The 18560-nt window shown below is 57.4% G+C and carries 20 protein-coding genes; 15 read left to right on the top strand and 5 right to left on the bottom strand.

From position 1 onward, the window contains the following. Positions 1 to 42: 42 nt before the first annotated feature. Entirely contained in the window at positions 43 to 735 is a 693-nt protein-coding gene (locus E9954_RS04220; protein ID WP_136077981.1) for a hypothetical protein, read from the bottom strand. Between the two features lie 247 nt (positions 736 to 982). After that, positions 983 to 2698 carry a PTS sugar transporter subunit IIA gene (locus tag E9954_RS04215; protein WP_136077980.1) on the bottom strand — a complete coding sequence of 572 codons (1716 nt, stop codon included), beginning with the start codon at positions 2696 to 2698 and terminating at the stop codon, positions 983 to 985. 206 nt (positions 2699 to 2904) lie between these two features. Between E9954_RS04215 and E9954_RS04210 the strand changes: the two genes are divergently transcribed. The 8 genes from E9954_RS04210 (at position 2905) to leuB (ending at position 9044) form a co-directional block, all read left to right on the top strand. Then, entirely contained in the window at positions 2905 to 3117 is a 213-nt protein-coding gene (locus E9954_RS04210) for a hypothetical protein (protein ID WP_136077979.1), read from the top strand. Positions 3118 to 3408: 291 nt separating this feature from the next. After that, entirely contained in the window at positions 3409 to 3882 is a 474-nt protein-coding gene (locus E9954_RS04205) for a DUF4870 domain-containing protein (RefSeq protein ID WP_168441949.1), read from the top strand. A 67-nt stretch (positions 3883 to 3949) separates the two neighbouring features. Beyond that, positions 3950 to 4882 carry an AEC family transporter gene (locus tag E9954_RS04200; RefSeq protein ID WP_136077977.1) on the top strand — a complete coding sequence of 311 codons (933 nt, stop codon included), beginning with the start codon at positions 3950 to 3952 and terminating at the stop codon, positions 4880 to 4882. Positions 4883 to 4977: 95 nt separating this feature from the next. Beyond that, positions 4978 to 5619: an ABC transporter ATP-binding protein gene (locus tag E9954_RS04195; RefSeq protein ID WP_136077976.1), complete on the top strand. Its 642-nt coding sequence runs from the start codon at positions 4978 to 4980 to the stop codon at positions 5617 to 5619. Continuing rightward, positions 5616 to 6398 carry an ABC transporter permease gene (locus E9954_RS04190; protein ID WP_136077975.1) on the top strand — a complete coding sequence of 261 codons (783 nt, stop codon included), beginning with the start codon at positions 5616 to 5618 and terminating at the stop codon, positions 6396 to 6398. The genes E9954_RS04195 and E9954_RS04190 overlap by 4 nt, the downstream gene beginning before the upstream one ends. Positions 6399 to 6461: 63 nt before the next feature. Continuing rightward, positions 6462 to 7301: a hypothetical protein gene (locus tag E9954_RS32270; protein ID WP_168441948.1), complete on the top strand. Its 840-nt coding sequence runs from the start codon at positions 6462 to 6464 to the stop codon at positions 7299 to 7301. A gap of 135 nt (positions 7302 to 7436) precedes the next feature. Beyond that, positions 7437 to 7835, top strand: coding sequence for a hypothetical protein (locus E9954_RS04185; protein ID WP_136077974.1), 399 nt, complete (start codon positions 7437 to 7439; stop codon positions 7833 to 7835). Between the two features lie 123 nt (positions 7836 to 7958). After that, positions 7959 to 9044, top strand: coding sequence for a 3-isopropylmalate dehydrogenase (gene leuB, locus E9954_RS04180; protein ID WP_136077973.1), 1086 nt, complete (start codon positions 7959 to 7961; stop codon positions 9042 to 9044). 58 nt (positions 9045 to 9102) lie between these two features. Here leuB and E9954_RS04175 read toward each other — a convergent pair whose 3' ends face one another. From E9954_RS04175 to E9954_RS04165, 3 genes are read right to left on the bottom strand one after another with little or no spacing between them, the layout of a single operon-like run. Continuing rightward, the gene (locus E9954_RS04175; protein ID WP_136077972.1) at positions 9103 to 9669 is read right to left on the bottom strand and encodes a nucleotidyl transferase family protein; all 567 of its coding nucleotides are present in this window, start codon (positions 9667 to 9669) and stop codon (positions 9103 to 9105) included. After that, entirely contained in the window at positions 9666 to 10118 is a 453-nt protein-coding gene (locus tag E9954_RS04170; protein WP_136077971.1) for a hypothetical protein, read from the bottom strand. The genes E9954_RS04175 and E9954_RS04170 overlap by 4 nt, the downstream gene beginning before the upstream one ends. A gap of 27 nt (positions 10119 to 10145) precedes the next feature. Next, positions 10146 to 10634, bottom strand: a complete 489-nt coding sequence (locus E9954_RS04165) for a peptidylprolyl isomerase (RefSeq protein ID WP_136077970.1) — start codon at positions 10632 to 10634, stop codon at positions 10146 to 10148. A gap of 185 nt (positions 10635 to 10819) precedes the next feature. On the opposite strand from E9954_RS04165, the gene E9954_RS04160 reads away from it, so the two are divergent. From E9954_RS04160 to E9954_RS04130, 7 genes are all read left to right on the top strand, one after another. Beyond that, complete coding sequence (locus E9954_RS04160) at positions 10820 to 11770, top strand: lysophospholipid acyltransferase family protein (RefSeq protein ID WP_136077969.1); 951 nt, start codon at positions 10820 to 10822, stop codon at positions 11768 to 11770. Between the two features lie 79 nt (positions 11771 to 11849). Next, positions 11850 to 12869 (top strand): peptidylprolyl isomerase, encoded by a 1020-nt coding sequence (locus E9954_RS33435; protein WP_136077968.1) that lies wholly within the window; start codon positions 11850 to 11852, stop codon positions 12867 to 12869. Between the two features lie 19 nt (positions 12870 to 12888). Next, positions 12889 to 14262 carry a magnesium transporter gene (gene mgtE, locus E9954_RS04150; protein ID WP_136077967.1) on the top strand — a complete coding sequence of 458 codons (1374 nt, stop codon included), beginning with the start codon at positions 12889 to 12891 and terminating at the stop codon, positions 14260 to 14262. Further along, on the top strand, positions 14263 to 15006 hold the full coding sequence (recO, locus tag E9954_RS04145; RefSeq protein WP_136077966.1) for a DNA repair protein RecO: 744 nt from the start codon (positions 14263 to 14265) through the stop codon (positions 15004 to 15006). Continuing rightward, complete coding sequence (locus tag E9954_RS04140; RefSeq protein WP_136077965.1) at positions 15003 to 16226, top strand: glycosyltransferase family 4 protein; 1224 nt, start codon at positions 15003 to 15005, stop codon at positions 16224 to 16226. The genes recO and E9954_RS04140 overlap by 4 nt, the downstream gene beginning before the upstream one ends. Then, complete coding sequence (locus tag E9954_RS04135; protein WP_136077964.1) at positions 16223 to 17371, top strand: glycosyltransferase family 61 protein; 1149 nt, start codon at positions 16223 to 16225, stop codon at positions 17369 to 17371. The genes E9954_RS04140 and E9954_RS04135 overlap by 4 nt, the downstream gene beginning before the upstream one ends. Further along, on the top strand, positions 17371 to 18543 hold the full coding sequence (locus E9954_RS04130) for a glycosyltransferase (protein ID WP_136077963.1): 1173 nt from the start codon (positions 17371 to 17373) through the stop codon (positions 18541 to 18543). Before E9954_RS04135 ends, E9954_RS04130 begins: the two co-directional genes overlap by 1 nt. The last annotated feature ends 17 nt before the right edge of the window (positions 18544 to 18560 follow it).

Raw genomic sequence — 18560 nt, 5'->3', positions numbered from 1 at the left:
CCGGGGAAGCAACCGATAGGAGGCACCAAAATGAAGACAGGATTAAAAACAGCGGCCATCGTCACCGCAACCATCGCAACGGCCATCGTTGCCGGAGCGCACCCTCACCCAGAGTGGCAAAACGAGCAACAGATTCCACAGCAACCGTTCCAAGGCCATCAACGCCAAGGATGGATGCAACACCAGTATGCCCCGCAACAGCTTGCCCCACAGCAGCCATTCCAAGGCCGTCGGCAAGGTCCATGGGCACCGCAGCAGAGACCGCTGTTCCAGAACCAGCAGCAGCCGCAAGTCCCGCAATTCCATGGCCGCCGGCAGCAAGGTCGCCGGGCTCTGCAGCAAAGACCGCAGTTCCAGAACCAGCAACAGCGTCCGCGGGCTCCGAAGTTCCAGGGCCGCCGGCATCCACAAGCGATGCAGCAGTTCCAGAACCAGCAGCAACGCCCGCAGGCTCCGCAATTCCAGGGCCGCCAACGCCTGGGCCACGTACAAGGCCAAGTGACTCCGCAACAGCGGAAGCAGGCCTGGCAACGCAGGCAGCAGTTGCAGAACCAGGGCAACCAACCGCAGTCCCAGCAGTTCGAAGGCCGCCGAGGACAAGGGCAGCAGAAACCGCAGCAGGGGCAGCTGCTCCAGCAGCGAAAACAAAAAATCATCGAAAAATTCGATGCGGATAGCGATGGAAAGCTCTCTGAGGAAGAGCGCCAAAAAGCCCGCGAAGCCTATAAAAAGCATCGTTCAGGCCCCAAAGGCAACCCTGCCCAGAAACCGACCACCCCCGAAGCTGGCATATCCGAGGAATAAAGATGTCCAAAACCCCACACGACCTGCGTCGTGTGGGTATGAATGTTCCCGCGGGAACATGAGAAACGGCGCAAGGTTTTCCTCCTCTTTTCCTTGCGCCGTTTTTTTTTGCGCCCAGTCGGAGGGGCATTGGCCTCAATGCCCGGACGGCGAGGCCGCCGTCCCTCCGCAACACGGGCTATTCAAGAAAATAGTTGTAGTCGCGGGCTTCTTCGCTTTCGATAACTTCCATCGCGTCTTCGGGACTGATGGCGGCCATGAGGCGGGTGCGAATGGCATCGTTGCGAACCATCGAGGAGAGGCTGGAGAGCACCTTGAGGTGCATGTCCTTCTTATCCTTCGGCGTAACGATCAGCATGATCAGCTTCACGGGCTCCCCGTCGGGGGCATCGAATTCGATTCCATTCCGGCAAATGCCCATCACGCCCTGAATGGCGGGGCCTTTTTCGATGTGCCCATGCGGAATGGCAATGCCCCGCCCCATGGCGGTCGACATATCCTTTTCCCGATCCACCACGGACTGATACAGCTCGTCCTGGCTGATATGCTCAACCCGGTGCGTACGCATCATAAACGTGACGAGTTGCCGGATGGCATCCCACTTGTCGAGCGCCTTGAGATCGACCACGATGAATTCCTCGGCTAGGAATTCCACCAGGCGCTGCCGGTCGCGGTTGGCCTCGCCGGAACGCGCCAACGCGGCTTTGGTGGCAAATGGGCCAATGATTTCCGCCACGGTTACACCGGCAAGAATAATGGCACCAACCGCACTCTTGATCTCTCCCGGAACAAATGCATCGTCGTTCAACAACACCACCAAACCGATGGCAATGCCGGATTGGGGATACAGGGCGTAGGACATGTTTTGCCACATCCGTTTGGAACACTTTCCAACCATACCACCCATCGCCGCACCCAGTGTTTTACCCAGAACACGGGCACCGATATACACCGTGGCGGCAACCCCGACCGCCGCGAGTTCATCCAGGTGGAGCGAAACCCCGGCCAACGTGAAAAAGATGACGTAGAGGGTCGGCTCCAACGGCGTTAGTGTGTTGAGTTGCTTTTCTGCCACCTCGGAACTGTTGCCCAGATAAACCCCGAAAAAGAGGCACACCAGCAATGGGCTCAGGGTGAGGTAGGCCGCCAATCCGTCGAGCAGCATGATCGCCAGCAGGATGGTCGTGAAATCGTGGAACTTTGGCTTTGAAACCAAAATTTTGGTGATCCACCCCATGCCCAGCCCCAGTATCAGGGCACCCAGCAAATGATAGCCGGATAACAATAGGGCGTCGTCGATCTTGCCGGTGGTCTCCCCACTTTCAAAATAGGCCGACACAAAGGTGCGCATCATCACGAAAATGAGGATGCAGAGGATATTGTTCAGGGCTACGGCGGAAATGAGCGTTTTCACAAACGGCCCCTTTGCACGAGATTCCCGGATGAGGGCAATGGTGGTGGCCGGAGCCGTGGACGCGGCGATCCCGCCCAACAGCAACGTAGTCGGCCAGTCCATACCGAAAAGTTTGCAGGCAACGACCACCGTGATGACGGAAAGGAAAACCTCGAACATCGAAATGGATATAATGCGGCGCAGGGAGTTGTGGATCCGGCGGTAGGACAGATGGCCGCCGATACTCACCGCAACCAGGCTCATGGCGAATGTGGCGATCGGCTGGAGATCATGCAATTGATCGTGGCCGCCGATCAATCCAAGGCAGTAGGGCCCGACCACAATCCCGCCGAGAATATTCCCTGTTACGTGGGGCAACTTGAAAAATTTACCGACCCAGTCGCCGGCAAACCCAGCCAGGATCAATATGCCAACCACCAGAAACGGGCTCATGTGCCCGGCATGCATAATTGAATCAAAGATTTGTTTTAATGCTTCCACAAACGCCCTTTCAGAATCAGATGCACCCTGATGGATTGCTTTTTAGTGTGGCAGAGCCTAAAGCCAATGGCAAGTAATCAGGATGGAATCTAAATAATCCATTTCCAATGCCTTTGCAAAACCCCTCGACTTTCAGTGGTAAGCGCATAAACTTCTTCAAATTCAAAGGCACCGCACAGTGCGGAGTCCGGAACCAGGAGGCACCCATGAAACGAGTACTATCCATTGCAGCCGTTGCGCTGCTGCTTGCATCCACCACCATGGCCATGGGCCGCGCGAAGAAATGCTGCGGCGAAGATGATGCATGTTGCAAGGAAAAGGCCAAATGCGAATGCCCGGAAGGCAAGTGCACCTGTGCCAAGGAAGAAGCCAAGAAGGAATGCTGCGGCACCTGCCAAACGGAAGCGGAAAAGAAATAACGGCAACTCCGTGAATACAGAAAGCCCGTCCACCACCGTGGGCGGGTTTTCCTTTGAAGTCATCCAACCTCATCCGACTTTTACAATCCGTGCTCGATTTTATAGTCTACGATTTATAAAAGCATCCCCTATAAAGCGTCCATGCGGCAGAGGAGTTGAGCAGAATCATTAAATGCAAAATGAGGAACATTCAACATGCCTTGTCGTAGCCAACATTTTGCATTAAATGATTTTGCTTAAACCCTTGTAGAACGGCAGTACCGATAAAGCGGCCCAATGGGAATGGATACGATGAACCTGATTGAAGAACTGGAAAAACTCGAGGCCCTCCACCGGAACGGTGCCCTCTCGGATGCTGAATTCCGCGAAGCAAAGCATGCGCTGCTGACCCAACACCAGGGCTTCGCGCAAAGCCCAAGCCGCGGGATGGCCTCCTCCGACGATGAACTTTGGGGCGTGTTGCTCCACCTGTCGCAGTTTGGCGGCTATCTGATTCCCCTTGGCGGATGGATTATTCCGATCGTCCTCTGGCTCATCAAGCGCAACGACTCGCCGGTGATCGACCGGCATGGACGGATCGTCATCAACTGGATCCTCACGGAAATCATCTACGGCATTATCTTCGCCCTGCTCAGCATTTTCGTCATCGGCATCCCCTTGCTCATCATCCTCGGCATCCTCGCCTTCGTCTATCCCATCATCGGCGCCGTCAAGGCCAGTGGAGGAAAAACCTGGGACTATCCCGGCAACATCCATTTCCTTTAATTCGACGTTTACCCATAGGCAAGGCCCATCCTTGTATCCCTAGCCCGGAACCCCTACCATCGGCGCCATGTTTATCATCAACAGCATAGCGCCGATCTTTTTGCTGATCGCCTTGGGCAAGGTTTTGCAGAAGACCGGCTTTTTTCCGGACGCCTTTTTCAAGGGACTGAACAAGTTTGTTTTTTGGTTTGCGCTGCCGGCCTTGCTCATTGGCAACATCAGCCAGGCCACGCTGGAACTCGACACCATCTACAAGATTGTTCTGTTGTTCAGCGCAGGCACTTTGCTCAGCCTATTGTTTGCCTGGTGTGTTGCCAAAGTCCTCAAGCTGCCAGCGCCGACGACCGGCTCGTTCATTCAGGGATCGTTCCGGGGCAACGGCGCTTTTATTGGATTGCCCGTCATCATCTACACGCTATCCGGCCTTGATGCTTCGGCAGAAGCCCTGGGTACGGTGGTGCTGGCGCCGGTGGTCGTGTTGTTCAACGTTCTCGGGGTTACGGTGCTGCTCCACTATGGCAAGGGCAAGCATAGTGCGGGCGACTCGATTGCGACGTTTTTCATCCAAATGGTTAAAAACCCGTTGCTGATGTCGTGCGTGGTGGGCATTGCCCTCAACGTGCTAGGCATCCGACTCCCCCTCTTTCTCCATCGTTCGCTGGAAGCCCTTGGCAAAACGGCGCTTCCGCTGGTTCTGCTGAGCATCGGATCGGGACTCGCCTTTGAGCGCGTGAAGGGAGTGGCATCCCCGTCCCTAATTGCCTCGTTGATCAAGGTGGTCGTCACGCCGGCCATCGGCTTCCTGTTGGCGGGGCTGTTCGACCTATCGACGACGGAACGAATGATTGCCATTTTCTACCTGGCCTGCCCCGCCGCCGGCATGTCGTATGTGATGGCGGATGTGATGGGCAACGATGCCACCCTGGCCAGCCGGATTATTGCACTGAGCACCTTGCTCTCCGCCATCACCCTGCCTATCATCATCGCTATCGGACTCTAAAATGAAATTAACCGCGAAAGAACGCATAGAACGCAAAATCCCACCCCAATTACTTTTGCGATCCTTGCGTTCCTTTGCGGTTTAAAAAAACATCCATGATTGAATTTAGAAACATTACATTAAAGGTGCACCGGCAGACGCTGCTGGAGAGCGTGAGCCTGCAGATTGCGGATGGCGACAAGGTTGTGATTCGCGGGGCATCCGGTTGCGGCAAAAGCTCGCTGCTGAAGAGTGCCATCGGGGCAATTCCCCTGGGCCAGGGTTCAATCCGGATCCATTCATTGGAATTATCGCCCGCCACCGTTGCCGAGATACGGGCGCGGATTGCCTTCATTGGCCAGGAGCCCACGCTTGGAGCGGATCAAGTTCGCGATGCCCTTTTGTTGCCGTTCAATTTCAAGGCCCACCGGGGAAACCAACCTCCGGAAAAGGAGATTATCGAGACCCTTGGGCGGTTGCACCTCTCGACCGATATACTGGACAAACCCTCCAAGCGCATCTCCGGGGGCGAAAAACAGCGCATTGCCATTGCCCGCGCCCTGCTGCTGGGGAAAACCGTATTCCTCGCGGACGAAGTTACATCCGCACTCGATCCGGAAAGCAAGGCGGCTGTCATGGAGGAACTGTTCCGCCCCGGGATCACATTGCTCTCGGTATCGCACGATCCCGACTGGATTGCCGCCTGCAACAGGATCATCGCCATTGAAAACCGGCAGCTTGAGGAGACCTCGAAATGATCGCCGAGATGTCCATTCCCGCCACGGTGTCGATGTTCGCGTTGTTGCTCATCCCGATCGGCATCTTTCTCTATCTCCGCATCGGGGTCGTCCGCGAAACCATCGTTTCGGCCATCCGGATGGCGGTACAGCTGGTGCTGGTTGGCCTCTACCTGAAATATATTTTCCAGCTGAACAATGGATGGGTCAACCTGGCCTGGGTCGTGTTGATGATGGTGGCGGCCAACATGAGTATTCTCGGGAAGTCCGGTTTGAAGCGGCGGTTCTTTTTCTGGCGCACCCTCACCGGCGTGGCCGCCAGCACGTTGATCGTCAGCGGCTGGTTCATCCTCGTGGCCATCCGCCCCGAGCCGTTCTACGACGCGCGCTACATGATCCCGATCATCGGCATGATCCTCGGCAACTGCCAGCGCAGCAACGTGCTAAGCCTGGAACGGTTCTATAGCGGCATTCGCAAGAACGAACACGAATTCATGACCTACCTGATGCTGGGCGCCACCCTGCGCGAGGCCACCTTCCCCTACCTGCGCACCGCCATCAAGGGTTGCGTCAATCCCTCCATCTCCACGATGGCCACCATGGGCATCGTTTCGTTGCCCGGCATGATGACCGGCCAAATCCTCGGCGGGGCCATGCCGATGGCCGCGATCAAATACCAGATCGGCATCATGATCTGCATTTTCACGGCCATGGTGATTGCCGCCATGGTCAACATCCTGCTCAGCCTGCCCGTGGCGTTCGACGACTACCAGCGCCTCAAAACCGACATTTTCCAGTAGTGGGCAAAAAACATGCAACATTTTACGGAACGTGCCGTTATTCGCTGAAGAATGGAGAAAAACATGAATAAAAACCTTCCCTCATACATTGCGGGGGCATCGCTCGTTGTTGCCGTCGCATGCATTGCTGCGACCGTTTCGACGTTAGGAAAAGCCAGCAAAGCCGAAAACGACGCCATGGAACTACGCGCCCAAATTGCCCGGATGAAGGCGATTGTCCCGGACATGGACATTGACGCGGCCATGGGCGGGGCGCCACTTGCCACCAACGATGTCGCCGAACTGCTCTCCCTGCTCGCCAAGAAGGATGCGGAGGTCGAAAACCTGCTCATCGAGCTGGCCCGCAACCAGATGCCCAAGGAGGAACAGGAGCAGGAAAACGAACGCCCGAAGCGCGAATCGTTCGAGGAGCGCATGGCCAAGATGAAGGCCGAGGATCCCGAGGGCTATGCAAAAATGATCAAGGAGCGCGAGGAGCGCCAGCAAAGCATGCGCTACAACCTGGCCGAACGAACCGCAACCTTCATGGATCTAGACACCTCAACCATGACCGAAGAGGAACGGGCAAACCACGATCTGCTCGTGTCGAAAATGGCCAATGTCTGGGCGCTGACCGAACAATTCCAGGATCCCGAAGCAGCCCCCGACCGCGATGCCATGCGTGAACTCTTCACGCAAATGCGGGATGTCCGCCCCCTGATGGACCAGGAGCGAACGGTCATGTTCAAGCAACTGGGAACCGACCTCGGCTATGAAGGCGAAGATGCACAGGCATTCGCCGCCCATGTCGAAGACATTATTTCCGCCACCTCCCTGCAAGTGCCCGGTGGGCGCGGCGGCTCCGGTGGCGGACGCGGAGGAAACCGTGGCGGCGGAGGCGGCGACGGGGGAGGCGGACGCTAAGGAGCGAAAAGAGGTTCATGATAGCCTAACCCTTTGCAACGGCACCCTTTTTCTTCCTTGCCCATTTTCATATCGCGAGTACGCTATTCGCAGGTGGCGAGATGTCCACCCGTAGCCGAAACCCAGAGGTATGAAATGAAGAAAGCCGCATTGATACTCCTGTTTGCCTTCATCGCACTGTCTTCTTCCGGACAATTCTTTTCCAAGGAGGAAAAGGCCGCACGGAAAACGGAAAAGAAGGAGGTCGTAAAAACGGCCCTTCCCGAAGCCGAACAAAAGGCGGTCTATATGGAACTCTGCGCCGCCCGGGTCACGGCGGAAAAGAAGGCGATGAATATTTTCCCAATCAAAATACACCAGACCCCGGCACAGCGCGAACAACGCAGGAAAAAAGCCAAACGGGCGGAGGGAAAATTGATGGAGCAATACCGCAACGAGATTGCCAAGAAACACAACGTGACCGAACAACTACTTTCCGAAATCCTGACCACCGGCGATGAGCAGCAGTGGCCAACGCAGGCCGCCGGGGAGTAGGCTCAACTTCGCAATACCATCAATGGCAACGGGTGCCGGAAAAGGCACCCGTTTTTTTGCGGTTGCATTCCCCCGTACCTCTGGCAAAATCCGCGCTTCATTTTAAAAAACAAAGGAAGAATCATGTCCAAAACCTATAAAATCACCCTGCTTCCGGGCGACGGCATCGGCCCCGAAGTGATCGCCGAGTCCGTCAAGGTGCTCGACGCCGTCTCCGAAAAAGCCGGCTTTGCCCTCGAATACACGCAACAGAATGCGGGCGGAGCGGCGATCGATGCCCATAACGACCCGATGCCCGATTCCGTGGTTGAAACCTGCAAGGCGTCCGACGCCGTGCTGCTCGGCGCCGTTGGCGGCCCGAAATGGGATGCTCTCACCGGCGCCATGCGCCCGGAAAGCGGCCTGCTTAAAATCCGCAAGGAACTGGGTGCGTTTGCCAACCTGCGTCCGGTCACCGTTCCTGCGTCGCTGGCCGAAAACTCGCCGCTGCGCCCCGAAACCGTAGCCGGCCTCGACCTCTTCACCGTCCGCGAACTGACCGGCGGCATCTACTTCGGCCAGCCTGTCGGCACCGAAGGCGAAGGCGACGACAAGAAAGCCTGGAACACGATGGTCTACTCCGTCGGCGAAATCAAACGTGTTGCCCGTGTGGCCTTCGAATGGGCCCGCAAGCGCCGCAACAAAGTGACCAGCGTCGACAAAGCCAACGTCCTCGAAGTTTCCCGCCTCTGGCGCGATACCGTCATCGAGTTGCACCAGGCCGAATATTCCGACGTGGAACTCGACCACCTCTACATCGACAACGCCGCCATGCAGATGGTGGTTAATCCACGCCAGTTCGATGTGATCCTGACCGGAAACATCTTCGGCGACATTTTGTCGGATGCCTCCGCAACACTCGGCGGCTCGCTCGGCCTGCTGCCGTCGGCATCCGTCGGCGGCCCGGTTGGCATCTTCGAGCCGGTTCACGGTTCCGCTCCGGACATTGCCGGACAGGGCAAGGCAAACCCGATCGCGATGATCCTTTCCGCGGCCATGATGCTCGACACCCTCGGCGAAGAGGCCGCAGCCAACGCGATCCGCGCCGGTGTTGAAAAAGTGCTCAACGATGGCTATCGCTCCGGCGACCTGTGGCGCGAAGGCAACACCCTCGCCTCGACCACCGAACTCGGCGACCTGGTTAAAGAAGCGGCCCTGGCCGCAATGTAACCCATCGCATCAAGAGGCACAAAAAGCACAAAGACCGTTCGTCGGGCTTTGTGCTTTTTTATTGGGAGCGCAGCGCAGTGGAGCTGATGTCCTCCCGGAACAGCTCTTCCGGGATGGGGATGAACAGGTCTTCGAAGCCTGCGGGGATTTCGATGTTGCCCAACCCTTGGAAGCGCCCGCCGTGCAACCGGCCGGCCACGGCGAAACGGACATCCAGTTCACGGAAGCGCGAGAGCATCGCGGGAACATCGTCGTGGTATTCGGGACTGAGCAACCGGATGGCGGTGTCGTAGCCCATGGCGAACCAGACGCCTGGCAAGAGGTCTGCTTTTTCGGCAAAGGTGGGCGCACAGGTCAACACGGCGGTGTAGCGCCCCTTCAACTGAAGCAAGCGACGCTCCACCTCGACGATGTTGAGCGGAGGCTTGTCGACGTTGAGCACGGACAGCTCGAGCACCCCCTCGCGTTCCGCCACCTTTTCTGCCGCAAGCAACAAGCCCTCGTGCCCCGCGTGCAGTGGATTGAATGAACCGGAGAGCAGAATGGCTTTTTCGGGAAAGTCATCCCGCCCAACAAGGATGAAGGGCAGCTCGCCGGCAATGAGTCGGTCCAGGGCATCCTTCATTGATCCGCTCCAACGAATTCCGCAATCCGGTCCAGCAGCACCCCGCTCAGGAAAGCATCCTGTTGCGAACGGGATCCGGGGGCAACATCCACTTTTTCACATACGGTTTGCCCGGCCGACTGGATGCAGATGTGGGCGCGATCGGCTCCCCGGCGCGTCCGCTTCGTTTGCAAGGCGGCGGTGCAGGCAATGCCCAGGGCGTGATGCGTGAGACTTGAGGCGTGATCGAATGCAACCTGGGCCATGGCCCGGGCGGCATCCTCCGAGCACGATGACGCCGGAGTCTTGCCCAGGAAACCGGCCAGTGCATCCGGACTGTAGGGAATCCGGATGTCGAGAACGAAGCGGGAAGCTCCCGGGTGGGCCAACATGGCGTGCACGGCCCCGACACCGCCACCCGTCACAGCCCAAACGGATTGGAATCCACTCGACTGTATGGCCTCGATCAAGCTTTCGCGCCCCTTGTCCATGGTTCGTTAATCGACAACGACCACCTCGTTGATCACAACCGCCTCTGTCGGCACATTCTGATGAGGGCCGGCGTTGCCGGTGGCAACGCCCTTGATGTCGTTGACCACCTCCATGCCTTCAACAACCTGGCCAAAAACACAGTAGCCCCATCCATCCTGACCGGGATGGTCGAGGAAGTTGTTGTCGTTAACGTTGATGAAGAATTGGGCGCCAGCGCTATGCGGATCGGATGTGCGCGCCATGGCAATGCTGCCGACCTTGTTCGAAAGACCGTTGGCTGCTTCGTTTTCAACGGTGTCGGGTGCCGGTTTCTGGTTCATGGCTTCGTCGAAACCTCCCCCCTGGATCATGAAACCGTCCATTACGCGATGGAAGATGGTTCCGCCATAGTGGCCGGATGCAACATAGCTCATGAAGTTGGCAACCGTCTTGGGCGCCTTCTCCGAATCGAGTTCGATTTTAATGTCCCCTTTGGACGTTTTCATCAAGATCATCGTCTTTCACCTTTTCTTTATCGTTGTTCGCCAACCGCTTCCACAGGAGGTGCCGGGTTGCACCAGGGTTATCAGCACAAAATACATAAACCTATTCCCTCCGGCCTACGTTTACACATGGCAGAAAAATATTGGTCTGCACCGAGGTTGTCGATAAAGTTTGAGGTTCATTTTTGGAAATCGGCATGGCGAATTGGAAACAAACAAGAAGAACGCTGCGGCGCCCGTTCGAAACGGGCCTGTTCATGGCAACCAAGGCACTGGTCCCCCTGCTGCCCCGCCGGGCAATCGTCGGTCTGGCGAAAGCTCTGGGCCATCTGGGCATGGTGCTTCCGATCCGTGAAAAATCCATCGGGATGAAGAACCTGGATGCCGTCTTCGGAAACACGAAGTCGGTTCGGGAAAAACGTAGGATTCTCGCCTCCTCGTTTGCCACCTTCAGCCAAACCATGCTGGACGTGCTCTGGTTTTCGGTGAACCCGGAAAAGCGCATCGGGGAATATGTCGAGTTCAAGAACGGGCCGCTCAAGGATCGGTTTCTGGAAGACCGACCGCTGATTTGCATCACGGCCCATATGGGCAGCTGGGAACTCATGGGGCAGACCTGTGCGTTGCTGGGAGCGGATTTGGCCAGTATTGCCGCCCCGATCAAAAACAAAATGGTGGATCGGCTCCTGATCGGAATGCGCGAACGCACCGGGCAAACGATCATCCCGCGCAAAGGGGCGTTGCGGGCGTTGATTGCCCGGCTCCGCAAGAACGGCAAGGCGGCCTTTGTCTTGGATCAAAACACGTCCCCGGAAAATGGAGGCATCAAGGTCGACTTCCTCGGGTTGCCCATGATGGTTTCTTCCGCTCCGGCGGCGCTGGCCTACCGCACCGGAACGGAAATCATGCTGGGTTTCTGCCGACCCTGCCCCGGCGGGAAATACCTTATCGAGATCGCCTGCTGCATTCAGCCCCCGCCCTTCGACAAGGCGGAGGATCCAGACAACATGGCGCTTGAACTGACCCGGCTGATCGAGGACAACGTGTCGGAGCAAATCCGGAAATACCCGGAATACTGGCTGTGGTCATACAAACACTGGCGGCGCTACGAAGGAAACACCTACCCCTCCAACTACCCGCACTACTAAAGGCAATTCCAGACTTCAACATGCACGCTGATTACAGTACGTTTCCCCTAATTTCACATACTCAACCAAGAAGGTAACCATGAAAAAATCTTTCATCCTCGCAACCGCCATCGCCGCGGCATCCTTTGCCGGCGCAGAAAACGCGCCCAAGCAGCCTGGCCTCTACGCCAAGTTCGACACTTCGAAAGGCGAAATCCTCTGCATGCTTGAATTCGAAAAGACCCCGCTCACCGTCGCCAACTTTGTTGGTTTGGCCGAAGGCACAATGAAGAACGACAAAAAGGCCGCCGGGGAACCGTACTACGACGGACTCGTTTTCCACCGGGTCATCCCCGACTTCATGATCCAGGGCGGTTGCCCCGAAGGCAGCGGTCGCAGTGGCCCCGGCTACAAGTTCCCGGACGAGATCGACTCCTCCCTGAAACACACGGGCCCGGGCATCCTGAGCATGGCGAACGCCGGCCCGGGTACCAACGGCAGCCAGTTTTTCATTACCCACAAGGAAACACCTTGGCTCGATGGCAAGCACACGGTCTTCGGGCACGTGGTCAAGGGACAGGATGTGGTCGATGCCATCGCCAAAGGCGACAAGATCAAGAAACTGACCATTCTCCGTGTGGGTGAAAAAGCCATGGCCTTCAAATCCGACCAGGCCACCTTCGACAACCTGCTGGCCAATTTTGAAAAAATCAAAAAGGAAAAAGCCACCAAGGCCGCCGCCGAACAGGAAGCCAAGATCAAGGAAATGTTCCCGAACGTCGAAAAGACCGCTTCCGGCCTGATGTACACCATCGAAAAAGCCGGCGAAGGGGCATCCCCGGAAAAAGGGACCACGGTCAGCGTCCACTACACCGGCAAACTCTTGACCGGCGAGGTGTTCGATAGCTCCGTGGAGCGTGGCGACCCCATCCAGTTCCCCGTTGGCGCGGGCCGTGTTATTCCGGGCTGGGACGAAGGCATCATGCTGATGAAGGAAGGTGGAAAACGCACACTCGTGATTCCCCCGAACCTCGGCTACGGCGCGCGCGGCGCGGGCGGGGTCATCCCGCCAAACGCCTGGCTGATCTTCGAAGTCGAACTGGTCAGCGCCGGGAAATAACCAGGTAATTGGATTCCCCATGTCGGACATCAACCGGATCAAGGAGCGGATTAATTTCTGCATCAAAGGCGAGCTTTGGGAACAGATCCCAAAGTTCTTCGAGGAATTGCACCCGGCCGATATTGCGGAAATCATAAACCACGCCTCGGGCAGCGTACACACCAAGCTGTTCGAGTTAATCGAAGACGAGATCAAGCCGGACGTACTCGCCGAGCTGGATGACCAGACCGAAGCCGACATCCTGGAAGATCTTTCCGACGAGGAAATCTCGGACATCGTCGAAGAGATGGCACCGGACGATGCCGCCGACGTCTTGGGTGAGTTGGAAGAGCGCAGCAAAGAGATTCTTGACCTGATGGAGTCGGAGGATTCCGAAGAAGTCCGCGAACTCCTGCAATACCACGAAGACACCGCCGGCGGTATCATGACCCCCGACTTTGTCGCCGCGAGCGCCAACATGACCGCCGGCGAATCAATCGACTACATCGGTTCACTTGATCTGGATGAGCCGTTCTACTATCTCTACGTCGTTGACGCAGAGGGGCGCTTGACGGGCTGGATCCAGCTCTGGGAGCTGCTCAAGCAAGCCAACCGGAATCAGACCCTGGACGTACTGGCCGACAAGGAAACCATTTCCGTCCATACCGATGCCGACCAGGAAGAAGTGGCTCGCCTGGCCACCAAATACGACCTCAGCTCGTTGCCGGTTCTTGATTGGCAAAACAAGCTGGTCGGCCGGATTACGATGGACGACATCATGGACGTCATCGAGGAAGAGGCCTCGGAAGACATTTTCAAACTGGCCGGTTCCGACGATTCGGAACTCGACTATTCCTCCCCGCTGCATGCCGTCAAGACCCGTCTTCCCTGGTTGATGATCACCCTTTTTGCGGGGTTCGTCAGCAGCGTCATTCTCAAGCGCTTCATCGACCACCATATTGTGGCGCTCAGTTTTTTTGTCCCGATCATCATGGCCATGGGCGGCAATACGGGGATCCAGTCCTCCACGCTGATCATTCGCGGCCTGGCGGTTGGTTCGTTTTCCGACCAGGAACTCTTCAAACTCCTCGGCAGGGAACTGGCCACAGGAGCCTTGATGGGATTGATTTGCGGGATGATCATCGGAGTTTGGTCGCATTTCATGGTTGGAAGCTCCAGTGAAATTCCGGCCATCTTCCTCGCCTTCACCGTCGGCGTTTCCCTCTTCAGCGCCATGATGTTCGCCGCCGTATTCGGTGCCTTTGCGCCCTTGCTGCTCAACCGCGCCAACGCCGACCCGGCCGTTGCATCCGGCCCCTTCGTGACGGCATCGATCGATATTCTCGCCCTACTGATTTACTATGGCGTAACGGTCACCCTAATCGCGTTGCGCTCAAACCTGCTCGGAGGTTGAATGATCGTCCGGGCAACAGCCATCCCCCTCGCCATCTACCCCTACTCCAGCACCTCGCGGATTGTGCACTGGCTAACGCGCCACCACGGGAAAATATCGACGTTGCTGAAGGGGGCGTTGCGCCCGAAGAGCCCGTTCCTGGGGGAATACGAATTGTTCAGCACCAGCGAACTGCTCTATTACGGCAACCGCACCCATTCCCTGCACACCGGAAAGGAATGCGCCCTGATCCACCGCCGGGAAGCCTTCCGCAACGACTGGCGGGCCATGCAGACGGCATCGTATCTTTCCGCCCTCTTCAACCGCTCCACCCCGGAAGATGCGCCACACCCCGAACAGTTCGAACTCTTCGAGGAGCTGCTCGACCTAGCCGGAACCTACGGTAGGCGGCCCCAGTTCCTGCTGTGGGCGGAACTCCACTTCTGCACCCACCACGGGCACAGCCCGAACCTTGGCCACTGCGTGCTCTGCTCCTCGGATAAGGAGTTGCGCTTCTGTGCATCGCAAGGCGGCGTGGCCTGCGCCCGGTGCGCCAAGGAACACAAGCTCCCCACCCTGGAAATCCCGCCCGACGTGCTCGCCATCCTGCGCGCCTGGCAAAGGGCCGCCCATCCGGACGCCGTTGTCAACACCCAGTTGGCCGGGCGGCAACTCACCCAGCTCAACGCCATTGCCGGCACCTTCATGATGTACCACTTCAATCTCAACCCCGAACACCGCAACGCCGTGGTGCTGGCCGCATGAGGCAGGAGAAAAAAATCGCCTTCATCCACCGCTATGGGCTGGAAGGCTGGACCTGCTGCGGCGGCCACGCCGTTCCGGCCATGGTGGACCAGCTTTCGCCTGTTGCCGAAGTCCACTTCATTGGCCCCGAATCGTCGGAACCCGAAAACGAGAAGCTACGGGGCAAACTGCACATGCATCTGTTGCCCTGGACGTTCGACCGCTCCAACCCGAAGCACAAGTGGACGAAAACCCTCCGCTTCTACCTCGCCCTCCCGGGCATCGGGCGGCGATGCAGGAAAATGGGCATCGACTTTATCTATTGGGAGGAAACCCTGCCGCTCGGCACGATGATTCTCCGGAAATTCTACGGCCCGAACATCGGCGTCATGGTGATGGACTTTTTCGCCCGGATTTATACGGAGGGAAAGCCCGGCCTGCACGGGCTACGCAACTGGGTGGAGCGGATGGACTGCAAGAGCTGGCAAAAGCTGCCCGTGGTCTATACGCATGTTGAATTCGCCAAAAAGTTTTTGGTTGAACGCGGCGTGCAGGCCGACCGTATCCACGTTGTCCCCAATCCCTGCGACCATTCGAAGTTCCATCCGGTCGACGATGAAACCCGGAAGACCACCCGCAACAAGTTTGGCTTCAGCGATGACGACCTCGTTTTGAGCCACCACGGCATCCTGCACCCCAACAAAGGCAACGATTGGATCCTGAGGCGGATGGCCGAACTGAGAGACGATCTGCCCAACCTGAAATATCTACTGATCGGCGACGGCCCCGAAATGGCCCACCTCAAAAAACTCGCCGAACAGCTCCACCTATCCGACCGGATCGTGTTTACCGGTTGGCTCCCCTCGGAAAAGGCGCTCAACCAAGCCCTCGCCTCCTCCGACATCGGCCTGGTCATGCGCATCGGGCAGGAAACCGACCATTTCCACATGACCGACACCCTCAACCACGAAATGGCCTGCGGCAAACCCATCCTCGCCGTCCAGCTCGAAGGCATCGCCGAATTCATCGACAACCAAACCAACGGCTATCTCTTCCCTCCGGAACAACCGGAGATCTTTTGCGACAAGCTAAAGCAACTCGCTGCATCTCCAGCCAAACGCATGCAGTTTGGAGCAGCAGCCTTGGAACTCAGCAAGCGCATCTGCAACTACGAAACCTGCGCAAAAAAAACCATAGACCCGATTTTGCGACATGTTCAGGAAGGAACCGGAGGGGCATGAGCTATCTTGGGAAATACAAGGTTGGCTCAACGCTCTTTCGAACCCTGTCCGAAGGGCGGATGCAATGGAATGCATTGCGCAACGGCTTTCGCCATTCCCACCCCGCACCAGCATCCATTATCAGCTGCCGCGATGGCCATGGATCGTATCAAAAGCGCTCCGAGGCCATCGCGTTCTCTCTTCCGCCAACCATCGTTGAGCCGGAGAATGCCCGTCCCCTGCTCGGAAAGGACAAACGCGTGGAGTTTCCCGAAACCTTCGTACTGCGCCTGCCCCATGGACGTGTGCTGGGTGACGGCACGGTGATCTCCCCGCAAAATGCGATCCTTTCGGAATCCACCATCGACTTCCACCGTAAACAGGAACACCACCACCTGCTCAGCGAACGCCGGGTGCCGGACCCCGAACACTTCGAAGGCCGACTTGCCGTGATTACATCGCCGGGTAGCGACAACTACTTCCATTGGACGCTCGACTCCGTCCCGCGCCTTAGCCTGCTGCAGGGAATGGCGAACGAAATCGACGGCTACTACATCGACAACCAAAGCCGCTTCCACCTCGAATGGCTCGGCATGCTGGGCATTCCTCAAGAAAAGATAGTTGAGGCCTCCCCTGAATGCCACATCGAGGCGAAGGAGTTGTTCGTTCCATCCTTCGCAGGCCTCCCCGGTCTCCCGTCGCCAGAAGGCCTGGACTTTGTGCGTAGCTTTATGCCGCCGACCTCCGGCGAAGGGCGACGACTCTACATTTCGCGTTCCGGGGCCCGGCGCCGGCGGATCCTGAATGAAAACGAAATCCTGCCCCTGCTGGAAAAATATGGTTTCGAAACCGTGCATCCCGGAAAATTGACCGTAGCGGAGCAAATGAAGCTGTTCGCTTCAGCTTCGGTAATCGTATCGCCCCACGGCGCGGAACTCACCAACCTCGCATTCTGCCCGTCGGGAGCAAAGGTGATCGAGCTGTTCTCCCCCTACTACCTCAACCCCTGCTTCAAGCAACTCGCGGCCGTCCGCGGCCTGCACCACACCGCCCTCGTCGGCCAGGGCGGCGAACGCATGTTGCACAGGCAAATCGACGCCCATCACGTTTGGGCGAACATCAAGGTGGACGTTGCTTCGCTGAATAAGGCACTATCGGAACTTTAATGAGCAAGGGACTGAACATTGCATTGGTGGGCGGATCGCTGTCGGGCTATGCCGGCGGCGCGCCGCGCTCGCTGGCGGTGCATGCCAAGGCATTGCATGGCCAGGGCACCGGCGTGACGATCTTTGCCGGATTCAGCAAAAAATATCCGCTTACACCGGAACAGTTTGGTTTGGATGGCATAGAGGTCGTGGCATCCCGCCTTTGGGGGCCGAGTGTGCTTGGCCTGAACGTGAAGGCCCTTGGCATGCTGTTCAAACGGGCCCGAGAGTTCGACGTAATCCACCTGAATGGCCATTGGAACTTCACCACCTTCATCGGCGCAACAATCGCCAAGATTCGCAAGGTGCCCTACGTCATCACCGTTCGCGGGCACCTGGGGAAATATGACTTCGAACACCTGCGCCCCCTGAAGAAAATCCTGTTCCCAACCATGGAAATGCCGAACATAAAAGGAGCCGCGCTGATGCATGTCTGCTCCGAGTGGGAAAAGACCGATTCCATGCGGGCGCTGAAATTTGCCAAGCGCATTGAAAAAATACCGAATGCGGTCGATGTCTCCAAACTGCTTCCCATGCTTGAGAGGAGTGACGCCCGCAAGCAGCTCGACCTTCCAATCGATGTTCCGGTCTACCTCTACCTCGCCCGGGTTTCGCCGGACAAGTCCCCGGAAATGCTGATCAATGCATGGGCGGCTTCAACGCGAAAAACCGACGGTTCCATGCTGGTTATCGCCGGCCCCTACGATCCCGAATACGGAAAAAAGCTTTTCGATCTCGTCGATGACCTTGGGGTCAAAGAGAGCATCCGCTTTCCGGGCTACGCCGACAACGAAGCCAAGCGCAAGTGGCTCTCCGCTTCGGACGTCTTTGTGCTGCCCTCGACCGACGATAGCTTCAGCGTGGCCGTAATCGAGGCCGCCCGCTTCGGCCTGCATTGCATATTGTCGCCCTATGTCGGCGCAGCGGAATATATTCCCTCAGCACTATTGACCACCGCCGAACTCCATGAAGAGGCGTGGGCAAAAGCCCTTTCCGCGGCGCACCCGCGCACCGGCGATGCCCCAACGGATTGGATGGACTTGTTCACCCTCGAAGGTCTCGGGCAACACTGGATGATGCTCTATGGGGAAATCGCCGACCAAAAAATCGGTTGCCATGGCACACCGGCGTAGCCATCATGTATTGCTTG

The sequence above is a fragment of the Pontiella desulfatans genome (assembly GCF_900890425.1).
In the GTDB taxonomy this organism is placed as follows: domain Bacteria; phylum Verrucomicrobiota; class Kiritimatiellia; order Kiritimatiellales; family Pontiellaceae; genus Pontiella; species Pontiella desulfatans.
This window is presented reverse-complemented; position numbering and strand designations above follow the sequence as displayed.